We start from the raw sequence: 22,036 nt of genomic DNA on the forward strand, positions 1-22,036 counted from the left end.
AGTGTTCGCTGGCGTGGTCCGCTGCGCACAATTGGTGCCATGACTTTGGGCACTGCTTTTGGTTCTTTGCTCGATGCGCCGGACGAGCAGGCCGCTGCGCCGCGCACCGCCTTGGTGTTGATGGGGGGCGGGGCCCGCACGGCCTACCAGGTCGGGGTGTTGCAGGGGCTGGCCGAATTGCTGGGCTCGCCCACCGGGGGCTGGTTCGACATCCTGGTGGGCACGTCGGCCGGCGCGCTGAACGCCGCCTGCCTGGCCGACCAAGCGCCGGTGGGGGCGGTGGCGGTGGATCGACTGGCGCGCTTGTGGACGGGCTTGCACGCCGATCAGGTCTACCGGGTCCAGCCGTGGCGGATGACGCCGGGGATGCGCTGGGCCGGCCTGATCTCGCCGGCGTGGTTGTTGCGTCGGCTGCCGCGCTGGCTGCTCGACCCGGCACCGCTGGCGGCCTTGCTCGGCCGGGTGGTGCGCCCTGCACGCATTGCGCAGGCCTTGGCCCAGGGGCACTTGCAGGCCTGGGCCGTGACTGCCTCCAGTTACACCAGTGGATTGCACTGGACTTTTTTCCAAACCGGCGAGCGCTGGCGTCGGCCGGCGTGGCGGCGCCCCGGCCGCCGCGCGGGCTCGCAAGTCATCGGGCCCGAGCACCTGCTGGCGTCGGCGGCCATCCCGTACCTGTTTCCCGCCGTGCCCCTGGAGGTGGAGGGACGCACCGAGTATTTCGGCGATGGCTCGATGCGCCAGACCGCTCCGTTGTCGCCGGCCTTCAACCTGGGGGCCACGCGCATCCTGGCCATCGGGGTGGGCCAACCCGAGCGCGGCGCCCTGGGCGCGGCTGCTGCAGCGCCGGGGAGCTATCCGTCGCTGGCGCAGATCGCCACCCATGCCATGGCCAGTGTGTTTCACGACACGCTGGAGGCCGATGTCGAGCAGGCCGAGCGTGTCAATGCCGGCTTGAAGCGCTGGTCGCAACGGGGCGGCTCGGCCGCGCCCTGGCCTTACCGGGCGGTGCAGGTGTTGGCGATCCAGCCCTCGCGTTCGCTGGACGATTTGGCCTTGGCCCATGTGCGGGCTTTGCCCGAGCCGGTGTTCGGCCTGCTCAAGATGCTGGGCGGCACCCAGGCGGCCGGCGCTGCCCTGGCCAGCTATTTGCTGTTCGAGCCGCCCTTCGTGCATTCGCTCATCGAGCTGGGCCATGCCGATGCCTGGGCGCGGCGCGCGCAGCTCGAAGCCTTCTTCGACGCGCGCAGCGTATCGCGCCCCTGAGGTCATGAAGCGGTGCCATAATCGGCCCCGGTTCCATCACGGAGACTTCTTTGGACAGCCCCCAGCCTCGGTGGCCGTCCACTCCAACCCGGGCCCGCGCGTTGTAACGGCGTGGCCGGTGGTTGCCGCCGGCGGCGTTGGGGTGAGACGGTGACCGACCCTGACCCCTACGCAAACCCGAAACACGTGAGCGCCGCCAGATCGAGGCGGCGCCCTGGTTGGAGAGTTCATGCTCAACGTCTTTACGCTGGCCAACGGCCGGCTCGTCCAGCAGGAGATCGATCGCCCCGAGGCGCTGGCACAGGTGCAGCCGGTGTGGGTGGATCTCGAAGCGCCCACGCCCGAGGAGAAGGGCTGGATCGCCGGGCGCTTCGGTGTCAGCATCCCGCAGGACGTGGTGGACGAGGACCTGGAGGAATCGGCCCGCTTTTACGAGGAAGACAACGGCGAGCTGCACATCCGCTCGGACTTCCTGATCGACGAGGACGACACCTCGCGCAACGTGCGTGTGGCCTTCATCCTGCATCGCAACATCCTGTTCTCGATCCATGACCACGACCTGCCCGTGTTCCGTCTGCTGCGACTGCGCGCGCGGCGCATGCCCGGGCTGATCGAGGACGCCAAGGACGTGCTGCTCAAGCTCTACGATGCCGACGCCGAGTACTCGGCCGACTCGCTCGAGGGCATCTACGACTCGCTGGAGAAGGTCAGCGCCCTGGTGCTCAAGGAGGAGGTCAACGACACCGCCGCCGCCGAGGCCCTGGCTGCCATCGCCCGCGAGGAGGACCTGAACGGCCGCATCCGCCGCAACGTGATGGACACGCGCCGTGCGGTGAGCTTCCTGATGCGCTCGCGGCTGCTCAATGCCGAGCAGTTCGAGGAGGCGCGCCAGATCATGCGCGACATCGATTCGCTCGACTCGCACACCGCCTTCCTGTTCGACAAGATCAACTTCCTGATGGATGCCACGGTCGGCTTCATCAACATCAACCAGAACAAGATCATCCGTATCTTCTCGGTGGCCAGCGTGGCCCTGCTGCCGCCGACCTTGGTGGCCAGCATCTACGGCATGAACTTCGAGTACATGCCCGAGCTGCAATGGAAGTACGGCTATCCGTTCTCGCTGGCGCTCATGGCGATGACGGTGATCGCGCCGTTTTGGTACTTCCGCAAGAAGGGTTGGCTCAAGTAGCACCCCCGGACCGAGGCCCTGGTGCGCCGCGCTGGGGACCAGGCGCAGCGCAGCGTCCCCCCGTTCAGCCGTTGAGCAGACGTTGGGCCAGGGCGCGTGCGCTGAGCCAGGCGCGCTCGACGCCTTCGGCGCCCGTTGCGCCATGCCAGCCGTCGCCGCAAGCGCCGATGCGCAAGGCGGCGTCCCAGCCGCAGGGCTCGCTCAGGGGCGCAGGCACCTGGGCGTAGCGCCAGCGGTGGGCCACGGCATGCACCGGGCGGGCCAGGCGCACACCCAGCGCCTCGCTGAAAGCCTCCAGCAGGCGGCGCAGCACCTGCTCGGGCGGGGCGTCGAGGTTGTGGGCGCTCCAGTCGGGCGTGGCGTGCAGCACCCAGCGGCAGCCCACCCCCGCCACACGCTCGCGGCCCGGGCGGGTGTCGTCGCGGCGCGCCTCGCGCAAGGGGCCCGTGGCCGGCCGCAGGCGGTCGCTGCGCGCGGGCAGGGGCAGCGGCCAGGCGGCCATCACCGTCCAGGTGGGGTCGCTGCGCACCGGGCGCACGGCGTCGGCCAGGGCCGGGGCCGCGCCCAGCAGAGGCACGGCCTGCTCGGCGGGCACGGCCACCACGACGGCGTCGAAGACCTGCTCGGCCAGGCCGGGCACGGCCTGGTGGGCCCGCAGCTTCCAGAGGCCCTGTGAGTCGGGTTCGATCGCGGCGATCTCGGCTTCGAGCTGCACGGGCAGGCCTTGGGCCAGGGCGCGCGGCAAGGCGTTCATGCTGCCCATGCCGGTGTGGCGCGTATCGTCCACGCGCGCGAGCCAGCCGGCCTGTGTCCACTGTTCGACCTGTTGCGCGAAGTCGCTGCCGACAGCTGCAAAGTCGGCACCGCCATGGTCAAAGGGGCCGGCCGGGCTGCGCCGCGTGGACAGGCGCCCGCCAGGGCCGCGGCTCTTGTCGAAGAGCTGCACCTGCACACCGGCGGCGGCGAGTTCATGCGCGCAGGTCAGGCCGGCCAGGCCGGCGCCGATGAGGGCGACGCGGGAGATCGTCATGCGCGGGCCCTCCGCTTGAGCCAACGCATCAACAGGCCCACCACCGGCAGCTTTTCATAGAGCTCCTCGGCAGCATCCCAGTAGTCACGGTGCACGGCGATGCGGCCGTCGGGGGCGAACACCAGGTGGGAGGCGCCACGCACCACCTGGGGGGCGTCGCTGTAGCGACGCAAGCGAAAGAGGAAATCCCAGGTGAGGAAGCACTGGTCGCCCTGCGCAACGGCGGCCGTCACCACGAAGCGCGGCTCGCGCAGCGCCACGTCCATGTGGTGGAAGATGCGCTGCACCTCGGCCAGGCCCCGCACCTCGTTGAAGGGGTCCTTGAAGTGGCAGTTGTCCGTGTAGTAGCGGCCGAAGTGGGCCACCGACTCGGGGGTGAGGGCTTCGAAGAAGTCGATCACGCGCTGCACGCGTGGGTCATCGTGGGTCATCATGGGGCGGCAGTGTAGGGCCGGCGCCCGGCCCAGGCCTTCACAGGCCGGTGGCCCGGCGCACCGCGGCGAAATAGACGCTGTCGCGCAGGGAGCGCAAGGCCTTGAGCCACAGCGTGAAGCGGCGCGGGAAGTGGATCTCGAAGCGCCCGCGCGCCCAGCCGTCGAGCATGGCTTGGGCGGCTTGCTCGGGGGTGAGCAGCGCGGGCATGCGGAAGCGGTTCTGTGCCGTCAGCGGGGTCTCGACGAAGCCGGGGTTGATCACCGAGACGCCCACGCCCAGGGGTTCGAGATCGAGGTAGAGCGTCTCGGCCAGGTTGATCAATGCGGCCTTGGTCGGGCCATAGGCCAGCGAGTTGGGCAGGCCGCGGTAGCCGGCCACACTGGCCACCAGGCTCAGGTGGCCGCTGCGCTGGCGCTGCAGCACCGGCAGCACGGCATCGAGCAGGTAGAGCGCGCCCACATAGTTGACCTGCTGGTGGCGCAGGGCCTCGTCCAGGTCGAAGGCGGTGGCACGCATCGCGCGGTAGTGGCCGGCGCAATAGACCACCAGGTCCAGCCGGCCATGGCGCTCGGCCAGGTCCTGGGCTGCGGCGCGCAGGGCTTCGCGGTTCGTGGCGTCCAGGGCGATGAATTCACTGCCCGGGTGCTGGGCGGTGAAGGCCTCGAGCGCCTGCACGTTGCGCGCCGACACGATGACACGGGCGCCACGGGCGTGCAGGGCGGCCGCGGTGGCGCGGCCGATGCCGGTGGACGCGCCCACCAGCCAGGCGGTACGGCCTTGCCAGTCGGTGAGCTTGGGATTGAGGGCCATGGCGGACTTTCAGGGTTTCACGAAGGTGAGGGTGACTTCGCCCAGGCGGATGCCGAACTTGCTCATCACCGCCTTGTTGAGCATCACGCGCTCGTCCATCAGGTACATCCAGTCGTCGAACTGCACGTCGTAGGTGCGGCCATCGACCGGCAGGCGCAGCGTGTAGCGCCAGTGGAAGGCGTTGCCGCGCACCTGGCCGCTGGCCTCGCCCACCACGTCGTCGGCGCGGCCGGTGTAGCGGCCGTCGGCCTGGCGCGTGAGGCGCCACACGCGGCGCTCGGTGCGGCCGTCGCTGTAGGTGAAGGCCTCGTCGAGCACGCCCTGGTCGCCGTCCCAGCGGCCATCCATCACCACGGTGAAGCGGCGCACCACCTGGCCCGAGCGGTCCTGGAAGATGCCGTAGGCGGTGAGCCGGCCGTTGAAGTAGCGGCGCAGGTCCAGCTCCGGGCGCTCGCCGGCGTAGGCGTCGAGGGTCTGGCTCGCGCAACCGCTGAGCAGCGTTGCCGCGGCGGCGGCACCGCCCATCAGCACAAGGCGTCGTTTCATCGTTCCACTCCGGTGTCATGCCGCATCCACAAGCCATACAGCGCGCCGGCGGCGGCGAGCTTCAGCCCACAAGGCAGCAGGCAGTAGGCCAGCGTGAGGGCCGCCAGGCTGCCTGGATCACGCGCGCCGGGCTCATAGCCGGCCAGTTGCAGCAGCGGCAGGGCCGCTCCGGCGGCCAGGGCCAGGTTGAGCTTGGTTGCAAAATTCCACCAGCCGAAGTAGGCGCCTTCCGAGCGCCCCTGGTGGCCGGCGCGCTGGATCACACCTGCCAGCAGCGCCGGCGGCAGGGTCAGGTCGGCGCCCAGGGCGACGCCGCTGGCGGCGCACACGAGCGCGTAGGCGACCACGTCGCCGCTGCCCAGCGTCGCGGCCCACACGAAGGCCGCCACGGCCAGCAGCATGCCCGCCAGCCAACTGCGTGCCAGACCGAAGCGCGCCACCGCGCGCACCCACAGCGGCACGGCCAGCGCGGCCGCCGCAAAGTACAGCGCAAGAAAGAGGGGCTCGTAGGCGGCGGCCTGCAGGCGGTCGCGGATGAAGAAGAGCACCAGCGTGGCCGGGATGGCGCTGGCAATGCCGTTGAGCAGGTAGATGAGCAGCAGCCGGCGGAAGCCGCCCACGCGCCAGGGGCGCACCTGGCTCGGGTCGCGCAGCACCGGCGCGCTGCGCGGCTGCGGCGCCCGGCCCAGCGCCCACAGGCCGGCGGCCAGCAGCACGGCAAAGACGGTGGCGGTGACGCCCATGCCGGCCACGCTGGGCAGCACGCTGGCCACCAGCACGCCCCCGAGCGCAAAGCCCTCGCGCCAGGCCACCACGCCCGCCCGCTGGCCGGCGCCTCCGCCCAGCATCGCGCCCCAGGCCTGGTGGGTCACGCTCAGGGCGCTATAGCTGAAATAGGTGACGAGCAGCAGGGCGGCGCACCAGGCCAGCAGCGGCGCGGTGCCCTGCACGGGAGGGAAGAAGAGGGCCGCGAAGCCGGCCGCCAGCACCCCACCCATGGCCAGCGCCACCACCCATGCCCGGCGGGCCGAGCGGTGGAACAGCCCGTCCACGACACGGCCGATCCAGGGGTCGACCAGGGCGTCGGCCAGGCGGGCGCCCAGCAGCACCGCGCCCAGCAGCGCCAGCGGCACGCCGAACTCGGCGGCATAGTGGGCCGGCAGCACCACGTACAAGGGCAGGGCCACGAAGGCCAGTGGCAGGCCCAGGGCGCCGTAGGACAGGCCCTGGAGCGGATGGCCCGTCCAGGCCCCTGCCGCGGGCTCGTTGTGCCGGGACGAGGGCGTGGCGCCGGAAAGACGGGGCATGGCCGTGCGCAAGCTCATGGGGCGCCCTCGCGGCCCGAGCGGCCGAGCAGTTGCTCCCGCAAGCGCGGCTCCGAGGTGCGCGGCGACAACCAGATGCCGAAGAACAGGCGTGCGAACTCGGGGTCGTCGATCTCGGCGGTGCGCTGGCCATTGAAGTAGAAGCGGGCACCCCGGCCGGGCAGGTGCAGCCCCACCAGCCGGTCGCCGTCACCCACGTCCGGAAAGGCACGCTTCATTGCCTCCAGCCAGGCGCCGGCCTGGGCTTCGGAGAAGGCCCCCACACGGCGCATCTCGGTGATCGAGCGCTCAGCGATAGCCGCTCCATTCAGCCGGCGCAGGTAGTGCAGCGCCAGGGCCAGCGGGGCGTCCTCGTAGCGCTGTGCATCGGCCTGGGAGGGCACCCACAGGCGGGCGTCGTAGACACGCAGGCCGAGGAAGGTCATGCGCGCCTGCCCTTGCAGTCTGACCTCGGGCCACACCCGCTGCACCTCGGGCGGCGGTGCGGGCACGCCGGCTCGTGCCGCCACCCAGGCGAGGCCACCGAGTGCGAGCACGGCCCTTCGCTTCATGGCTTGCGCAACGTGAACTGGATGACGTCGGTGTTGCCCATCGCAAACGCGGCTTCGCAGTAGGCGAGGTAGAACTCCCAGATGCGCATGAAGCGGGTGTCGAAGCCCAGTTTGCGCACGCGGGTGTCCTCGGCCAGGAAGCGTTCGCGCCAGCGGCGCAGCGTCTCGGCATAGTCGGCGCCGAAGGCCAGCTCGTTGACCACCTCCAGGCCGGCTTTGTTCGCATGCGCGCGGAACTCGCGGGGGCTGGGCAGCAGTCCACCGGGGAAGATGTACTGCTGGATGAAGTCGGTGCCGCGCACGTAGCGCTCGAACAGGTCGTCGCGGATGGTGATGCTCTGGATGCACGCACGACCGCCCGGCTTGAGCTGGCGGGCCAGGGTGGCGAAGTAGTCGTCCCAGTACTCGCGGCCCACGGCCTCGAACATCTCGATCGAGCAGATCGCGTCGAAGGGGCCGTCGTCGATGTCGCGGTAGTCCTGCAGGCGCAGGTCGGCCTGGTGCGAGCGATCCAGTGCGGCCAGACGGTCCTGGGCGTAACGGAGCTGTTCGGTCGAGAGCGTGACGCCAGTGACGTGGACGTCGAACTCGGTGGTGGCCACCTCGGCCAGCCCGCCCCAGCCGCAGCCGATTTCCAGCAGGCGGTCGCCCGGGCGCAGGCCGCACTCGCGCAACGCGCGGCGCACCTTGGCCTCCTGGGCCTCGGTCAGCGGGCGGTCGTAGCGCCCCTCGAACCAGGCGCTGGAGTAGGTCATGCTCGGGTCGAGCCACAGGCGGTAGAACTCGTTGCCCAGGTCGTAGTGGGCGTGGATGTTCCTGCGGCTGCCTTCGCGCGAGTTGCGGTTGAGCCGGTGGCGCAAGCGGTACAGCAGCCGGCCCCACCAGGTGCCGTACACGACGGATTCGATGTCCTCGCGGTTGGCGATGAACAGCCGGATCAGGGCCGGCAGGTCGGGCGTGGTCCAGTCGCCGGCGATATAGCTCTCGGCAAAGCCGATGTCGCCGGACTTCAGCGCCAGCGCGCAGACATTCCAGTTGTGCAGCCTCAGGGCCGCGCGCGGGCCTTCGGGCGTGCCGAAGTGGGCCGTGCTGCCGTCGGGCAGTTGCACGTCCAGGCTGCCGTGGCGCAGGTGCGAGAGCATGCGCAGCACCGTGCGGGCAGCTGCCGGGGCCGAAGACGGCAGTTGCCGCAGGCCTTGTGCGAGGGCGGAGGTCGTCGTCGTGTGGTTCATCGCGTCACCAGGGATTCGGGCGGTTCGGGCTTGGAGAAGAAAGGCACCCGCTTGATCCAGAGCTTCAGGGCCTGCCAGTGGATGCGCGCGATGACGCCCACGCTCATCAGCGGGTGGCCGAAGAAGGCGCGGCGCAGGCTGGTGCGCGTGAGCGGCTCCAGCACCCCGCTGACGCTGGTCAGCAGCAGCGGGCCTTGCGCATCGTCGTGGTCGATACGCGCCACGGTGCGTGCCGGATGCACGCCATCGGCCGGCGTGCGCAGGAAGCGGAAGCGGTAGCGCCCTTCCACCTTGCAAAAGGGCGAGACGTGGAAGACCTTGCGGGCCTGCAGCTCGCGGCCCCAGCCGAGCCCAGGCCCCGCCAGCAGGTAGCAGTGGCGTTCGCCGAAAGTGTTGTTCACCTCGGCCACGATGGCCGCCAGCGAGCCGTCGCGGCGGTGGCAGTACCAGAAGCTCACTGGCTTGAACACATAGCCCAGTACGCGCGGATAGGTGTGCAACCACACCTCGCCGTCGATGTCGGTGAGGCCTTCACCGGCCAACAAGTCCTCGAGCCAGCCCAGCGCATCGCCACGGCCGTCGCCATGGTCGGCGTCGTGGAAGCTGATCAGGCCGAAGCGGTTGCGCGGCAGCACCGGGTCGGGCTCACGGGCCAGGCTGCGCATGGGCAGCAGCAGAAAGTAGGTGGGGTAGGCGAACGCGTTGCGTGCGGGGCGCAAGCGCGTGTGCCGCACCTGGCCGAAGCCGATGAGTGCACGCGCCGGGTGGCGGTTCATGCGGCCACCCTCACGGCATCATGCTGCCCGCGCTCGAGCAGGCTGCGCGCCACCGCCAGGCCGGACTTCAGCCCGTCCTCATGGAAGCCATAGCCTGCCCAGGCGCCGCAGTACCACACCCGGCCCAGGCCCTGGATCTCGCTCAGGCGGCGCTGCGCGGCCACCGCCGACAGGTCGAACACCGGATGGGCGTATTCATAGCGGCCCAGCACGGTCTCGGGCCGCGGCGCGCGCACCGGATTGAGCGAGACGATCACCTCGTCGCGGAAGGGCAGCGGCTGGAGCCGGTTCAGCCAGTAATGCAGGCACACCGCACCGGCTTCGCGGCCGGTGTCATGCGCGCGCTCGTAATTCCAGGCCGCCCAGGCCTTGCGGCGCCGCGGCATCAGCGTGGTGTCGGTGTGCAGCACGGCCACGTTGGGGTGGTAGCCGATGGCGCCCAGCAGCTCGCGCTCCTGGGGCAGCGGGTCGGCAATCAGGGCCAGGGCCTGGTCGGCGTGGCAGGCCAGCACGACCTCGTCGAAGCGTTCGCTGCCGCGCTCGGTGCTCACGACCACGCCGCCCTCGCCGTGACTGGACGGCACGCGGCGCACTTGGCGCACGGGCGTGTTCAGCCGGGCATCGGCCAGGCCTGCGAGGATCTTGGCGACGTAGTGCTTGGCGCCGCCGCGCACGGTGTACCACTGCGGCCGGTCGGTGATCTGGAGGAGTCCGTGGTTGTGGCAGAAGCGGATCATCGTGCCGATCGGAAAGCGCAGCATCTGCCCGGCCGGGCAGGACCAGATGCACGCCACCATGGGCAGGAAGTACCACTCGCGGAACTCGGGGCCGAAGCCGTGGCGGTCGAGGAAGGCGCCGATGGGTTCGGCCAGGGCGGCGTCTGCACCCTGGCGCGCCAGCTCGGTGGTCACGCGGTTGAAGCGCAGCAGGTCGCGCAGCATGCGCCAGAAGGCCGCTCGCCACAGGTTGCGGCGTTGCGCAAAGACCGTGTCGAGGTTGCTGCCGCTCCATTCGAGGTCGAGCGCGGGCAGTTGCACCGAGAACGACATGTCCGAGGCGGCCGTGTCCACCTGCAACTCGGCAAAGAGCTTGACCAGCTCCGGGTAGGTGCGGTGGTTGAAGACCAGGAAGCCCGTGTCCACACCATGAGTCACCGGCCGGCCGGACCGATCGGGCAGGGTCACGTCCACCGTGTGGGTGTGGCCGCCAAAGTAGTCGCCGGCCTCGAAAAGCGTGACCTGGGCATGGGGGGCCAGCCGGTGGGCCGCGGCCAGGCCTGCGATGCCCGAGCCGACGATGGCGATGCGTCGCATGGCCATCCCTCAGCAAGCCCGGGCCCGCCGCCCGGCGGCGAGGCTGGAAGACAAAGGTGCTGCGAAGCGCCCCGAGACGAAGGAGGGAGGGAGGGAGGAGGAGGAGAGACGCCTCGGGATTGCAACCGGCACCGCCGGCCGTCTTCGCAGCACAAAAACCGGATTTGCGGGCGAGCGGGTCGACCGCTGCCGACGCGCATGCCCGTGTTGCATCAGAGACGCTGCCGCACGGGAAGTTCCCCCGCGGCAGGCCAGGCCGTCGATCAGGGGGGGGGAGAGGGGCGACAGGGTCATGGTTGTACTTTGCGGTTCTGAATATAACTGTGTAGTATCATTTTGCATCGAATGGTTCATTTGTCCAGCAGAATTTGAGGGGCTTCGGGTTTGTCCAGGGGGGAGCGCCTGGACTGCCCGGGGCTGTTGGCTTGAAATGGGACATGCCGGGATGCGAATGCCGGCCCGGAGATGAAGTGTCATGGACAAGATGCAGACCTTGTCGCCCACCCCCGGGTTGGACGCCGCCGAAGAGGCCCCCGGCCGCGGCGGCGGCGCGATGTCGTCGATTGCCGCGGTCGAGCGGGACACCGGCCTGAGCAAGGACGTCCTGCGCATCTGGGAGCGGCGCTACGGCTTTCCCCGGCCGCTGCGGGATGCGGCGGGCGAGCGGGTCTACCCGCCTGAGCAGGTGCACAAGCTGCGCCTGCTGCAGCGCCTGATCGGGGCTGGTCATCGTCCCGGCCGGCTGATGACCCGTCCGGTGGAGGAGCTGCAGGCCCTGATCGACCGCAGCCGCGTTCAGTCGGTCCCGGCTACGGACCCCGAAATCGCTCGCTGGCTGGACCGGCTGGGCGGGCTGGAGGTGGCCACGCTGCGGCGCGAGTTGTCCCAGGCCCAGTTGCGCGAGGGCCTGGCCCGCTTCGTCACCGGCAAGGCCCTGCCGTTTGCGCTGGCGGTCGGGCAGGCCTGGATGCGCGGCCAGCTCCAGGTCTACCAGGAGCATGTGTTCTCCGAGGTCATGCAGGGCGTGTTGCGTCAGGCCATCGCCAGCGTGCCGGTGCCGGCCGCCGGGGCCCGGCCGCGCGTGCTGCTGAGCACCTTCCCCGGCGAGGCCCATGGTCTGGGCCTGCTGATGGCCGAGGCCCTGCTGGCGCTGGAGGGCTGCGATTGCCTCTCGCTGGGCGTGCAGACCCCGCTGGACGACCTGGCGCAGGCCGCGCGGGCGCACCGCTCGGACATCCTGGCCCTGAGCTTCGCGTCGGCGCCAGCGCGACGCTCGGTGCTCGAGGGCCTGACGGTGTTGCGCGCGGCCCTGCCCGAACCGGTGCAGCTCTGGGTCGGCGGGATGCACCGTTGGCTGAGCCAGCACCCCCGGTCCGGCATCATGCCGCTGGCCAGCCTGTCCGACCTGGGGCCGGCCGTGGCCGCCTGGCGCGCCTCGGCCGCCGCCGGCTGAGGAGCCGGGCATGCCGGGATGGCGTGGTCACAAGCAGGCCCTGCCCCACAAGCCCTGCGCCCACTGCGGCCGGCCGATGAGCTGGCGCCGGCGCTGGGCCCGGGTGTGGGACGAGGTGCGCTACTGCAGCCAGCGCTGTCGCCGCGAGGCGCGGCGTGCACCGCCGCGATGACCGGGCGCGTCCTGCTCATCTTGGGCGACCAGTTGGCGCCCGAGCACCCGGCCCTGGCGGCGCTCGACGCGGCGCGCGACCGGGTGCTGATGATCGAGACCGCCGGCGAGGCCACCGCCGTCTGGAGCCACCAGGCCCGCATCGCGCTCTTCCTGGCGGCCATGCGCCATCACCGTGACGCCTTGCGCGAGCGGGGCTGGACGGTGGACTACCTCGACCTGGAAAGCGAAGCGCCCGAGGCGCCGGCGGGTTTGGAGCACCGCCTGGCCCAGACCCTGCGCCGCCTGCAGCCCAGCGAGCTGTGGGTGATGGAGCCGGGCGAGTGGCGCATCGAGCGGCTGATCGAGGCCACCGCGGCACAGGCGGGCGTGCCGCTGCGCTGGTGGGCCGACCCGCATTTCCTGTGCTCGCGCGAGCGTTTCGCCCGCTGGGCCCAGGGGCGCAAGTCCCTGCGCATGGAGCATTTCTACCGCGAGATGCGTCGCGCGCACCGGGTGCTGCTGGACGCCCAGGGCGGGCCCGAAGGCGGCGCCTGGAACTTCGACGCCGACAACCGCCAGCCCTACCCGAAGGGCGGCCCCGGGGCCATCCCGCCGCCCGCCCGGTTCCTGCCCGATGCGATCACGCAGGAGGTGCTGGCGCTCGTGGCGCGCCGCTTCGCCGACCACCCCGGCTCGCTCACCCACTTCGCCTGGCCGGTCACGCCCGACCAGGCGCGTACGGCGCTGCGGCGCTTCATCGAGCACCGCCTGGTGGGCTTCGGGCCCTACCAGGACGCGATGTGGACCGACACGCCCTGGGGCTGGCATTCGCTGCTCTCGTCCAGCCTGAACCTGCACCTGCTGGACCCGCGCGAGGTGATCGCCGCGGCCGAAGCGGCCTACCGCGAGGGGCGCGCGCCGCTGGCGGGCGTGGAAGGCTTCATCCGCCAGATCCTCGGCTGGCGCGAATTCATCCGCGGCGTGTACTGGCTGGACATGCCGGGCCTGCGCCAGGCCAACCACTACGGCCACCACCGGCCGCTGCCGGCCTGGTACTGGACCGGCAACACACGCATGGCCTGCCTGCGCGAGGCCCTGACGCAGACCTTGGCCCATGGTTACGCCCACCACATCCAGCGCCTCATGGTGACCGGCCTGTTCGGCATCCTGGCCCAGATCGAGCCAGCCCAGGTGAGCGACTGGTACCGGGCGGTCTACATCGATGCGGTGGAATGGGTCGAGACGCCCAACACCCTCGGAATGGCCTTGCACGCCAACGGCGGACGCTTCACGAGCAAACCGTATGTGGCTTCCGGGGCCTACATCGACCGGCAGAGCAATCTCTGCAAAACGTGCGAATATCGCCCCAAAGAGAAAACCGGGCCCCGGGCCTGCCCTTTCACCATCTTGTATTGGCACTTCCTGGACAATCACCGGTTGGCGTTGCGCGCCAACCCCCGCACGCGGCCCATGACGATGCACCTGGACCGTTGGAGCGAGGCCGAGCGCCAGGCCCTGCGCGAGACGGCGCAGGATCTGCTGCAAAACCTCGACCGCCTCTAGGGCTTGCGTCCGCCGGTCCGGGCGGTGCGTAGAACGCTCCGAGCCAGCCTCTCATTGCACTTTTGTCGCCACAGGAACCGACATGCTGTACCCCGAGCTTTTCAAGCAACTCGAAGCCGTGCGCTGGAACATGGAGCGGGACATCCCCTGGGACCAGTTCGATGCGTCCAAGCTCAGCGATGAGCAGGCCCAGACCATCAAGATGAACGCCATCACCGAGTGGGCGGCGCTGCCGGCCACCGAGATGTTCCTGCGCGACAACCGTGACGACAGCGACTTCTCGGCCTTCATGAGCGTGTGGTTCTTCGAGGAGCAGAAGCACTCGCTGGTGCTGATGGAGTACCTGCGCCGCTTCCGCCCCGACCTCGTGCCCACCGAAGAAGAGCTGCACGAGGTGCGCTTCGAGTTCGACCCGGCGCCCGCGCTGGAAACCCTGATGCTGCACTTTTGCGGCGAGATCCGGCTGAACCACTGGTACCGCCGCGCCGCCCAATGGCACACCGAGCCGGTCATCAAGGCCATCTATGAAACGCTGGCGCGCGACGAGGCCCGCCACGGCGGCGCCTACCTGCGCTACATGAAGCGCGCCATCGCCCGCTTCGGCGACGAGGCCAAGGCGGCCTTTGCCAAGGTGGGGGTGCTGATGGCCAGTGCGCGCCGCACGGCCCAGGCCCTGCACCCCACGAACCTGCACGTCAACGCCAAGCTCTTCCCGCGCGACACCGTGCAAAGCCGCCTGCCCAATCCCGAGTGGCTGGAGCGCTGGCTCGATCAGCAGATCAAATTCGACGCCGTGTGGGAGAGCAAGGTCGTCGAGCGCATCCTGCACAACATGAGCCTGCTGATGGAGCGCAGCTTCAAGAGCGTGCAGGAGCTCAACCGCTTTCGCAAGGAACTGGCGGCCCAGTTGGCAACCTCGGCGCGCCCCGAGGGCAGCGCCCCTCAGCCGGCCTGATCCCTCAGCGCCCGGCCCGACGACCCTTCACCGTCTGGGAGGGCGTGCCACGACCGGCCCGCGGGCCGGCTTGTTCGGATGCATGCTCTGCGCCGCCCGGTACGGGTAACAGCTCGCTTCACGAAGCAACCCTTTGTAAAAACAACCCCCGCCCCCTTCCCTGGAGGGGCGTCCCCTGGACATACTCCCGCCGCTCCATCCGAGACCATGACGTGACCACGAGCGGGCTGGACCCGCCGCATCCAGGGAGGATGAATGGACGTGTCGCTGCGCGAGGCCGCCCCAGCGCGCCTCGATTCGATCTTTGGCGTGCCCTTCAGCCAAGCCACGCGGCTGCTGCGCCTGCAGTGCCAAGCCCTGGAAGGGGCGGCCCGGGCCGGCCTGATCCCCGAGCGGGCCGTGATTCGCGAAGCGCTGAGCCAGCCCTTTTGCCTGGAGATCGACGCCCTGAGCCCTGCGGCTGCCTTGCCCGTGGCCGCCTGGCTGGGCCATGAGCTGCTACTGCAGCTGCAATGCGCCGATGGGGGCCTGCGGGCCTGGCACGGCCACGTGCTGGGCGCCCAGTTCTGCGGGGCCGACGGCGGGCTGGCGCGCTACCGCCTCACCGTGGGCCCCTGGCTGAGCCTGCTGGGTGCGCGCCGAGACAGCTTCGTCTACCAAGACCGCCACGCGCTGGACATCATCGCCGGCGTGCTGCGCGACCACCCCCAGGCCCGCTGGCGCGTGGACGTGCGCCGCCGCGTGCCCGTGCGCGAGCTGTGCTGCCAGTACCGCGAGAGCGACCAGGCCTTCATCGAGCGGCTGCTGGCCGAAGAAGGCCTGGGCTACCACTTCGAGCACCACGACGCGCAAGGCGACGAGCCGGCCCATCACCTCATGGTCATCACCGACGCCCAAGCGCCGGCGCCGGCCGATCTGGGCACCGTGCCCTTCGGGCGCGGCGACCTGCGCCTGGGGTCCCAGGCTCGCGAAGCCCTCAGCGCCGCCGCCGAGCACCACCGCGGCGGGCCCACCGAAGTCGTGCTGGGCAGCTGGCACCCCCAGCACCTGGCCGGCCTCACCGCCCAGGCCGCCGGCCGCGCCGCGCCGCACTGGCCCGCGCTGGCCGTCTACGACGGCGCCGGGCAGCAGCGCTACACCGATGCGGCCCACGCCCACGCGCAGGCCCAGCGCCGCGCCCAAGCCCTGCAGCAGCCCACCCAGCGTCTCGAAGGCCGCAGCAGCGTGCGCCGGTTCGCCCCCGGCGGGCTCTTCGACCTGGGCTCCCACGACACCCTGGCCGGCCGGCGCTGGCGCCTGACCGAGCTCACCCACCACATCACCAACAACCTCGGCTCGGCCCTGCCCAGGGGCGGTGATGCAGCGTTTGCCGACGAAGACGACAGCGCCACCGGCCGCTACAGCAACCACTTCATCGCCCAGCCCGCCCAAGAGCCCTGGGTGCCGCCCGATCTCCCCAAGCCGGCGGCCCCGGGCGTGCAAGCCGCCGTGGTCACCGGGGTGGAAGGCGCGCCGGTGCACACCGAGCGCAACGCGTGCGTGAAGCTCCAGTTTCCCTGGCAGCGCGGGCAACGCCCGCTGAGCGGCGGCCTGGGCCACGACAGCCCCGTCGATGCCCAGGGTCACGCCCCGGGCGACGAGCGCGCCAGCGCCTGGGTGCGCGTGGCCCAAGGCGTGGCCGGCCCCAACTGGGGCGCCGTGTTCGTCCCGCGCGTGGGCACCGAAGTGCTGGTCGACTTCCTCGACGGCGACATCGACCGTCCCCTCATCGTGGGCCAGCTCTACAACGAAGCCGACCCCCCGCCCTATGCCGCCGGCGAGGGCTCGGGCGTCAACCACCCCGGCACGGTGTCGGGCTGGCTCAGCCACAGCCTGAGCGGTGAGGGCCACAACGCCTGGGCGATCGACGACGCCACCGGCCAGCTGCGCATGCGCTTTTTGTGCACCCACACGATGAGCGAGCTGGGCCTGGGCCACCTCATCCAACAAGCCCCCACGGGCGCGCAACGCGGGCCCTGGCGCGGCTCGGGCTTCGAGCTGGCCAGCGCGGGCTGGACCATCGTGCGCGCCGGATCCGGCTTGCTGCTGTCGAGCACCGCCCGAGCGGCCCACGGCGACAGCGTGCAAGGCGCCCAGATGGACAGCCAGGAGGCCCTGGCGCAAGCGAAGGCCGCGCACGAGCTGGGCGCTCGCCTGGCTGAGGCCGCCCGGCCTCAAGCGGCCCAGCCGCTGCACAGCCACGACCCCGGTGCTGCCTGGCAGGAGTTCTTGCGCCGCATCGACCCCGCCCAGGACGGGCGCCACACGCAAGCGGTCGGCGGCCAAGACCCGCGCCAGGCCCAGCCCGGCAGCCGCGCCCCGGGCGACCCGGTGCCGCGGTTTGCGCAGCCGCTCATGCTCTTCGATGCGGCCGCCAGCGCCCTGTTCAGCACCGAAGCCAGCGCGGTGGCCTTCGCCGGGCAAGACCACAGCTGGGTGGCCCAAGGCGACGTGCAACACACCGCCGCCCACACCGCCAGCACGATTGCCGGCGGCACGGTGAGCCTGTACGCCCACGACCACGGCCTGCAGTTCAAGGCTGCCGCCGGGGCGCTGAGCCTGCGCGCGCACACCGACACGCTGTCCATCCACGCCGATCGCCAGGCCACGATCACCAGCACCCACGACGAGATCCACGTCCAGGCCCAAACGCGCATCGAGCTCACCTGCGGATCGAGCCGCATCGTGCTCGACGGCGGAGACATCACCTTCACCTGCCCGGGCGCCTTCACCGTGCAGGCGGCCACCCATGAGTGGGGCGGGGGCAGCCGTGCGGCGGCGGAGCTGCCGCATTTGCCTGAGGGGGAGCTCGATCGGCCCCCCAATTGGATCGCCATTCGCCACTCGGGGCCGGACGGTGAACCCATGGCGGGGCAGGGCTACAAGATCTTCTTCGAGGGCCATGTCGTCGTCAGCGGCCAGCTCGATGCACAAGGCCACGCACGGCACGAGAACGTGCCTGCGCAGGCGCTGCACGTGGAGTATGAGCCTCGCCAGCCGCAACCCGAGAAGCCATGGCCCGCGCTGAGCGACGTGGTGGCAGCGGCACAGGCCAAGCTCGGAGGCCGGCCATGAGCGCCACCTGGGAGGATCTGGAAAACGCGCTGGGATGGTTCCGGTCCGCGCCGGGACGGTGGCTGCAAAGCGCCCGGCAAGACCTCGGGGCCGCCGCCGAATGGATCTGGGTGGTGCTGCAAGGCGATTTTGCCGAGGAGCAGACCACCGCCCAGGTGGTCACCGGGACGGTGATCTCGATGATCCCTCTGGTGGATCAGGTCTGCGACGTGCGTGACCTCATCGCCAACTGCAAGAAGATCCACGAGGACCGCACCAACCAATGGGCCTGGGTGGCCTTGGTGCTCACCCTGATCGGCCTGTTCCCGACCCTGGGCAGCCTGGCCAAGGGATGCCTGAAGATCCTGTTTGCGTATGGGCGCAAGGCGGTCTTCAACGCCGGCCGCCAGGCGCTGGACAGCGACATGTGGCAAGCCACGCGGCCCTACGTCGAACATGGCATCGCCAAGCTCAACGACCACCTCGCCCGCCCCGAGGTGCGCCGGGCACTCTCTGTCCTGCGCATCGATCAGCCTTACCGCTACCTGGCCGAGCAAACGCGCAACGTCGCAGCCCAACTGCAGGTGAGACGACTGACGTCTGCCATGGACAGCGCGTTGGGCCCGGCGCGCCAATTGCTGGAGATGGTCAAGCTCTGGGGAGGCTCGGACCTGGCTCGCCGCGCCCAGCAGACCCTGCAGATGCTCGATGGCGTGCGTCGCCAGGCTGACCGCGCCCTGGCCCAGGCAGTCCAGCCGGTACAGAACTGGCTCAACCGCCTGGCGCAAAGGTTGGATGTTGAGCATCGCCTGAACTACCGGGCGCAGACCAACAGCCTCACGCCTCACAACTTCAACCGCTTCAGCCTGGATGCCGAGATCGAGGTGCTGCGCAAGAGCAAGCCGGAGTGGGTGGTGGTGGGGAAGGCGGCGAAGTACCGGGCGCTCAGGAAAGCTCCGCAAGTGCCTCGCGGGCATTTCGACATCAGCGAGAACGCGCCTCCGCCCTTGACCAATGCGTTCAGTACCTTCCACACCGTGCGCCCCGATGTGTTGCCGCCAGGCACGGTGCTGTACCGGGTGGTGGACCCCAAGAGCAACGACAACAGCCTGTGCTGGATGACCCAGGCCGAGTTTGATCAACTGCGCAGCAAGCCCGAGTGGCGCCAGCGGTTCGCCGTGTGGCGCCACTGGAACCACAATGGCGAGTTCGTCACCTACACCGTGCCGCCCGGCGAGGGCTTGAGGGTGTGGCGGGGGACCACGGCGTCACAAGAACTCAAAGATCGAAACGGCCGGCCTGTGCAGGCCGATGCCCAGGGCAATCTGTACTGGCTCGACGGCGGCGCCGAGCAGATCGTGGTGAACCCGGCCGATCTCAAGCGCCAGCACCTGGGCCCGCGCCAGTTCACCGGCTGGGGGTATGACGAGGGCGACATCCAGGTCGATCTGGTGGGCGTGCCCATCTTGCAACACAACTGGTTCGAAGCGAACTGAGCCATGACCATTCCGTTGATTCCGCAAGAGATCTATCTGCTGGAGCGCTACAGCTCGCTCGACTACTTTGGCCAGATGCGCGACCACTTCGCCGAGTGTGTCAAGGCCGCCGAAGAGGCGCTGGCCGAGTTCATGCGTCACCTCCCGCCGGACTATCGCAGCCGCCCGCTGCACCAGCAGCCTGACGCGGTGTGGGGCGAGAGGGTGATTCCGAACATGCAGTGGGCGCTGGCCGGCTTGAACGACGGTTATATCCGTATCTCACATGGCGATCTGGATGGATTGGGGTTTGCGGGCAACGTGCGCACGACCTTCGCGTCCATCAACCGCGACTATCACATCGACTGGATGGCGCAGCCGTATCAGGATCGCTACATGGCGGCCCTACGTGCCTCCTGGAAAATGGCCTCCAACATCTCCCATACCGAGCAGGGGAGTTGGGATTTCGGGGATCTGAGTTTTGCGTATCACGAACCGTCACGCGGCCCATTGAACCCACCGGCCAGTTGGCCGGTGTACCGGCTCCACGAGGCGGTGCGGGTGCGCAGCGGCGAGAAGGTGCCGAAGACGGGCATCTACCTGCCCGAGGCCGGGCCCGCCGCCGCAGCCTTGCTCATTGAGGGCCAGAAGGCCATCGAGACCGAGGTGTGCACAAACGCCGAGGACTTGCTGCGCGACCCGGACGACACCATGCCGCAAAGCCGCCGCGAGCCCACCGTGTGGACGCTGGTCGAGCGCGTGGCCGACGAAGGCGGCAGCCACTGGCTGCCGCAGGCCGGGCCGGCGGCGCTGCGGCTCAAGTGCGACGCCGGCCAGCCCTGCCCGCGCACGGGCTGGTGGTTCACCCCCGCCAAGGCCGACAGCCGCCGTCACTTCCAGGCCGGCCAGATCATGCCCGACTTGCACGCCGACTACGGCCTGACCATCTGGCAGTGGGACGAGCGGCAGGGGGATTGAGCCGCCGTTCTTCGTTCTTTTGAGTCACTCCGCCCGGCCAATGAATCATCACCTCCCTGGAGGGCCGGGCCTTGGCCCTCGCAGGCTCGGCCTGCGGGGGCATTTCTTTGTGCACCCAGCATGGGTGCGATCTTCGGGGTGTGAGTTCCCGGCCGAATTGGCCACAGCGAGGCGAGCGAGGCGCAACTGCGTGAGGGTGACCGAGCGTGGGGAGGAAGCGCGGAGCGTCAACCGTGAGCCGATGTACACGAACCGCATCGGAGGCAGCGCCGGCCAGGGCGAGCAGGCATGTGACTGCGAAGCTCTCGTGGCCAAAGGCCAGGTGACGTCAATGCGGCGATCGCCCCTCATCGCCCCGACGGTCAGCGCGCAAAGCCACGGTTTCAGGTCGGGACGCGGTACGCATGGGGTGGTGATGCAGGCGCAGCAGTATGTGCAGGCTGGCTATCGGTAGGTGGTGGACGTGGACCTGGAGAGATTCTTCGACCGCGTGAATCACGACATCCTGATGGACCGGCTGGCGCAGACCCCCAAGGTCATCGCGAACTGGACGAGTGGCTGTGACACCGGCTACGTGCCGTGCAGTTGAAGCAGGGGCGCCGGGGGACAACGGTCTTGCGGGAACTGTGCCGGTTGGGCGCGAGCGCGGATCTGGCAGCCCGCATCGCGGGCCACGCCCGCCGCTGGTGGCGCAACAGCGCCATGGGCCTGAACCGGGTCTTGCCGACTGCCTACTTCGACCGCCTGGGAGTCCCACGATTGTCCTGACCTCAACTTCTCGAACCGCCCGGTGCGGACCCGCATGCCGGGTGGTGTGGGAGGGGCCCGATCAGCGATGATCGGGCCCTATCCCGATAGCATCGCGGCCTTTCACGAGGGGAATGTTGCCATGTCCTGGATCCTGCTCTTCATCGCCGGCCTGTTCGAGGTGGCCTGGGCCATCGGCCTGAAATACACCGACGGCTTCAGCCGCTTCTGGCCCTCGGCGCTGACCGTGACGGCCATGGTCGCCAGCGTCGTACTGCTGGGGCTGGCCATGCGCGAGCTGCCGGTGGGCACCGCCTATGCCGTGTGGACGGGCATCGGTGCGGTGGGCACTGTGATCCTGGGCATCGTGCTCTTCGGCGACAGTGCCACGCTGCTGCGCCTGCTGTGCGTGGGCCTGATCATCGTCGGCATCCTGGGGCTCAAGCTGGTGGGCTGAGCGCGCTCAGGAAGGCCGGGAAGCGTTCGCGGCCCGCCGCGCCTGGTCGGCCTTGCGGTCGGCCGTGACCTTCTGGGCGCTGGGCCGTTCGCCCACGAGCTTCACATAGGCCTTCCAGTCGATGCCGTGCGCGGCCACGAGGTCCTCGCCCAGCACCAGCTTGGTCGACAGGGCCACCAGCGGCAGGTGCACATAGGCCGCGCAGTCGGCCTGCGTGAAGTGCTCGCCGGCCACATAGGGTGCAAACTTCGCGAGCCGCTGGAAGCCGGTCAGGTGCTTGTCCAACAGCGCTCGCACGCGCTCTCGATTCTTCTCGCTCACGCTGCCGCCGAAAAAGGCCTGGGGGTAAAGCTCGCGCGCCACCAGTTCCAGGTGCAGGTCGAGGAAGATCGTCAGCTCGCGCACCTTGGCGCGCTGCCAGGGGTCGGCAGGCAGCAGCGCCGGGGTGGGCCAGCGCGTCTCGATGTAGTCCATCAGGGCCTCGCTCTCGCAGATCACGCCGTGCTCGGTGCGGGCGAACGGCACCTTGCCCAGCGGCGAACCGGCCGAACGCGCGGGCTCGCCGGTGGCCACGTCTTCCTCAGTGAAGGGCACGCCCTTTTCCAGCAGGGCCAGCTTGACCTTGTTGTAGTAGTTGGACAAGGGGAAACCGCAGAGCACGAACATCGGAGTTCTCCTGAAAGCAG

Annotated in this window: 21 protein-coding genes; 11 read left to right on the top strand and 10 right to left on the bottom strand. The window is 69.8% G+C overall.

The features are described from left to right. Positions 1-39 precede the first annotated feature (39 nt). Together AC1ECW_RS11220 and corA are read left to right on the top strand one after the other, a co-directional pair. The gene (locus tag AC1ECW_RS11220; protein WP_481201852.1) at positions 40-1,266 is read left to right on the top strand and encodes a patatin-like phospholipase family protein; all 1,227 of its coding nucleotides are present in this window, start codon (positions 40-42) and stop codon (positions 1,264-1,266) included. Between the two features lie 229 nt (positions 1,267-1,495). Continuing rightward, positions 1,496-2,458: a magnesium/cobalt transporter CorA gene (gene corA, locus AC1ECW_RS11225; protein ID WP_409705725.1), complete on the top strand. Its 963-nt coding sequence runs from the start codon at positions 1,496-1,498 to the stop codon at positions 2,456-2,458. 64 nt (positions 2,459-2,522) lie between these two features. Here corA and AC1ECW_RS11230 read toward each other — a convergent pair whose 3' ends face one another. From AC1ECW_RS11230 to AC1ECW_RS11270, 9 genes are read right to left on the bottom strand one after another with little or no spacing between them, the layout of a single operon-like run. Next, positions 2,523-3,488, bottom strand: a complete 966-nt coding sequence (locus AC1ECW_RS11230; protein WP_409705722.1) for an NAD(P)/FAD-dependent oxidoreductase — start codon at positions 3,486-3,488, stop codon at positions 2,523-2,525. Further along, positions 3,485-3,922, bottom strand: a complete 438-nt coding sequence (locus AC1ECW_RS11235; RefSeq protein ID WP_409705719.1) for a nuclear transport factor 2 family protein — start codon at positions 3,920-3,922, stop codon at positions 3,485-3,487. The genes AC1ECW_RS11230 and AC1ECW_RS11235 overlap by 4 nt, the downstream gene beginning before the upstream one ends. A gap of 37 nt (positions 3,923-3,959) precedes the next feature. Next, on the bottom strand, positions 3,960-4,733 hold the full coding sequence (locus AC1ECW_RS11240) for an SDR family NAD(P)-dependent oxidoreductase (RefSeq protein WP_409705716.1): 774 nt from the start codon (positions 4,731-4,733) through the stop codon (positions 3,960-3,962). Between the two features lie 9 nt (positions 4,734-4,742). Continuing rightward, positions 4,743-5,279, bottom strand: coding sequence for a DUF3833 domain-containing protein (locus tag AC1ECW_RS11245; protein ID WP_409705713.1), 537 nt, complete (start codon positions 5,277-5,279; stop codon positions 4,743-4,745). Continuing rightward, positions 5,276-6,604 carry an MFS transporter gene (locus tag AC1ECW_RS11250; RefSeq protein ID WP_481201853.1) on the bottom strand — a complete coding sequence of 443 codons (1,329 nt, stop codon included), beginning with the start codon at positions 6,602-6,604 and terminating at the stop codon, positions 5,276-5,278. Before AC1ECW_RS11250 ends, AC1ECW_RS11245 begins: the two co-directional genes overlap by 4 nt. Continuing rightward, positions 6,601-7,155 carry a chalcone isomerase family protein gene (locus tag AC1ECW_RS11255; protein WP_409705707.1) on the bottom strand — a complete coding sequence of 185 codons (555 nt, stop codon included), beginning with the start codon at positions 7,153-7,155 and terminating at the stop codon, positions 6,601-6,603. The genes AC1ECW_RS11250 and AC1ECW_RS11255 overlap by 4 nt, the downstream gene beginning before the upstream one ends. Further along, a complete protein-coding gene (locus AC1ECW_RS11260; protein ID WP_409705704.1) occupies positions 7,152-8,387 on the bottom strand; it encodes a class I SAM-dependent methyltransferase in 1,236 nt (411 codons plus the stop codon). Before AC1ECW_RS11260 ends, AC1ECW_RS11255 begins: the two co-directional genes overlap by 4 nt. Further along, positions 8,384-9,163, bottom strand: a complete 780-nt coding sequence (locus AC1ECW_RS11265) for a DUF1365 domain-containing protein (protein WP_409705701.1) — start codon at positions 9,161-9,163, stop codon at positions 8,384-8,386. The genes AC1ECW_RS11260 and AC1ECW_RS11265 overlap by 4 nt, the downstream gene beginning before the upstream one ends. Continuing rightward, entirely contained in the window at positions 9,160-10,476 is a 1,317-nt protein-coding gene (locus AC1ECW_RS11270) for an NAD(P)/FAD-dependent oxidoreductase (protein WP_481201854.1), read from the bottom strand. The genes AC1ECW_RS11265 and AC1ECW_RS11270 overlap by 4 nt, the downstream gene beginning before the upstream one ends. Positions 10,477-10,951: 475 nt before the next feature. On the opposite strand from AC1ECW_RS11270, the gene AC1ECW_RS11275 reads away from it, so the two are divergent. The 9 genes from AC1ECW_RS11275 to sugE all read left to right on the top strand — a co-directional run bounded on the left by AC1ECW_RS11275 (position 10,952) and on the right by sugE (position 21,350). Continuing rightward, entirely contained in the window at positions 10,952-11,929 is a 978-nt protein-coding gene (locus AC1ECW_RS11275; RefSeq protein ID WP_409705695.1) for a MerR family transcriptional regulator, read from the top strand. 10 nt (positions 11,930-11,939) lie between these two features. Continuing rightward, the gene (locus AC1ECW_RS11280) at positions 11,940-12,101 is read left to right on the top strand and encodes a DUF2256 domain-containing protein (RefSeq protein WP_409705692.1); all 162 of its coding nucleotides are present in this window, start codon (positions 11,940-11,942) and stop codon (positions 12,099-12,101) included. Beyond that, complete coding sequence (locus AC1ECW_RS11285) at positions 12,098-13,645, top strand: cryptochrome/photolyase family protein (RefSeq protein WP_481201855.1); 1,548 nt, start codon at positions 12,098-12,100, stop codon at positions 13,643-13,645. The genes AC1ECW_RS11280 and AC1ECW_RS11285 overlap by 4 nt, the downstream gene beginning before the upstream one ends. Before the next feature lie 82 nt (positions 13,646-13,727). Next, on the top strand, positions 13,728-14,600 hold the full coding sequence (locus AC1ECW_RS11290; RefSeq protein WP_481201856.1) for a ferritin family protein: 873 nt from the start codon (positions 13,728-13,730) through the stop codon (positions 14,598-14,600). 255 nt (positions 14,601-14,855) lie between these two features. Next, a complete protein-coding gene (locus tag AC1ECW_RS11295) occupies positions 14,856-17,714 on the top strand; it encodes a type VI secretion system Vgr family protein (RefSeq protein WP_481201857.1) in 2,859 nt (952 codons plus the stop codon). Continuing rightward, positions 17,711-19,189: a hypothetical protein gene (locus AC1ECW_RS11300; protein WP_481201858.1), complete on the top strand. Its 1,479-nt coding sequence runs from the start codon at positions 17,711-17,713 to the stop codon at positions 19,187-19,189. Before AC1ECW_RS11295 ends, AC1ECW_RS11300 begins: the two co-directional genes overlap by 4 nt. 3 nt (positions 19,190-19,192) lie before the next feature. Beyond that, positions 19,193-20,146 (top strand): hypothetical protein, encoded by a 954-nt coding sequence (locus AC1ECW_RS11305; protein ID WP_481201859.1) that lies wholly within the window; start codon positions 19,193-19,195, stop codon positions 20,144-20,146. A gap of 463 nt (positions 20,147-20,609) precedes the next feature. Further along, positions 20,610-20,735, top strand: a complete 126-nt coding sequence (locus AC1ECW_RS11310; RefSeq protein WP_409663802.1) for a hypothetical protein — start codon at positions 20,610-20,612, stop codon at positions 20,733-20,735. A 300-nt stretch (positions 20,736-21,035) separates the two neighbouring features. Next, a complete protein-coding gene (sugE, locus tag AC1ECW_RS11315; RefSeq protein ID WP_481201860.1) occupies positions 21,036-21,350 on the top strand; it encodes a quaternary ammonium compound efflux SMR transporter SugE in 315 nt (104 codons plus the stop codon). Between the two features lie 6 nt (positions 21,351-21,356). Here sugE and AC1ECW_RS11320 read toward each other — a convergent pair whose 3' ends face one another. After that, the gene (locus AC1ECW_RS11320) at positions 21,357-22,016 is read right to left on the bottom strand and encodes a glutathione S-transferase family protein (RefSeq protein WP_481201861.1); all 660 of its coding nucleotides are present in this window, start codon (positions 22,014-22,016) and stop codon (positions 21,357-21,359) included. Between the last annotated feature and the right edge of the window lie 20 nt (positions 22,017-22,036).

The organism is Caldimonas hydrothermalis, assembly GCF_056746695.1.

What these genes read in the sequence shown, in the direction of transcription:
- AC1ECW_RS11220 (WP_481201852.1), top strand. Translation starts at nt 40, where the DNA reads ATGACTTTGGGCACTGCTTTTGGTTCTTTGCTCGATGCGCCGGACGAG.
- corA (WP_409705725.1), top strand. Translation starts at nt 1,496, where the DNA reads ATGCTCAACGTCTTTACGCTGGCCAACGGCCGGCTCGTCCAGCAGGAG.
- AC1ECW_RS11230 (WP_409705722.1), bottom strand. Translation starts at nt 3,488, where the DNA reads ATGACGATCTCCCGCGTCGCCCTCATCGGCGCCGGCCTGGCCGGCCTG.
- AC1ECW_RS11235 (WP_409705719.1), bottom strand. Translation starts at nt 3,922, where the DNA reads ATGATGACCCACGATGACCCACGCGTGCAGCGCGTGATCGACTTCTTC.
- AC1ECW_RS11240 (WP_409705716.1), bottom strand. Translation starts at nt 4,733, where the DNA reads ATGGCCCTCAATCCCAAGCTCACCGACTGGCAAGGCCGTACCGCCTGG.
- AC1ECW_RS11245 (WP_409705713.1), bottom strand. Translation starts at nt 5,279, where the DNA reads ATGAAACGACGCCTTGTGCTGATGGGCGGTGCCGCCGCCGCGGCAACG.
- AC1ECW_RS11250 (WP_481201853.1), bottom strand. Translation starts at nt 6,604, where the DNA reads ATGAGCTTGCGCACGGCCATGCCCCGTCTTTCCGGCGCCACGCCCTCG.
- AC1ECW_RS11255 (WP_409705707.1), bottom strand. Translation starts at nt 7,155, where the DNA reads ATGAAGCGAAGGGCCGTGCTCGCACTCGGTGGCCTCGCCTGGGTGGCG.
- AC1ECW_RS11260 (WP_409705704.1), bottom strand. Translation starts at nt 8,387, where the DNA reads ATGAACCACACGACGACGACCTCCGCCCTCGCACAAGGCCTGCGGCAA.
- AC1ECW_RS11265 (WP_409705701.1), bottom strand. Translation starts at nt 9,163, where the DNA reads ATGAACCGCCACCCGGCGCGTGCACTCATCGGCTTCGGCCAGGTGCGG.
- AC1ECW_RS11270 (WP_481201854.1), bottom strand. Translation starts at nt 10,476, where the DNA reads ATGCGACGCATCGCCATCGTCGGCTCGGGCATCGCAGGCCTGGCCGCG.
- AC1ECW_RS11275 (WP_409705695.1), top strand. Translation starts at nt 10,952, where the DNA reads ATGGACAAGATGCAGACCTTGTCGCCCACCCCCGGGTTGGACGCCGCC.
- AC1ECW_RS11280 (WP_409705692.1), top strand. Translation starts at nt 11,940, where the DNA reads ATGCCGGGATGGCGTGGTCACAAGCAGGCCCTGCCCCACAAGCCCTGC.
- AC1ECW_RS11285 (WP_481201855.1), top strand. Translation starts at nt 12,098, where the DNA reads ATGACCGGGCGCGTCCTGCTCATCTTGGGCGACCAGTTGGCGCCCGAG.
- AC1ECW_RS11290 (WP_481201856.1), top strand. Translation starts at nt 13,728, where the DNA reads ATGCTGTACCCCGAGCTTTTCAAGCAACTCGAAGCCGTGCGCTGGAAC.
- AC1ECW_RS11295 (WP_481201857.1), top strand. Translation starts at nt 14,856, where the DNA reads ATGGACGTGTCGCTGCGCGAGGCCGCCCCAGCGCGCCTCGATTCGATC.
- AC1ECW_RS11300 (WP_481201858.1), top strand. Translation starts at nt 17,711, where the DNA reads ATGAGCGCCACCTGGGAGGATCTGGAAAACGCGCTGGGATGGTTCCGG.
- AC1ECW_RS11305 (WP_481201859.1), top strand. Translation starts at nt 19,193, where the DNA reads ATGACCATTCCGTTGATTCCGCAAGAGATCTATCTGCTGGAGCGCTAC.
- sugE (WP_481201860.1), top strand. Translation starts at nt 21,036, where the DNA reads ATGTCCTGGATCCTGCTCTTCATCGCCGGCCTGTTCGAGGTGGCCTGG.
- AC1ECW_RS11320 (WP_481201861.1), bottom strand. Translation starts at nt 22,016, where the DNA reads ATGTTCGTGCTCTGCGGTTTCCCCTTGTCCAACTACTACAACAAGGTC.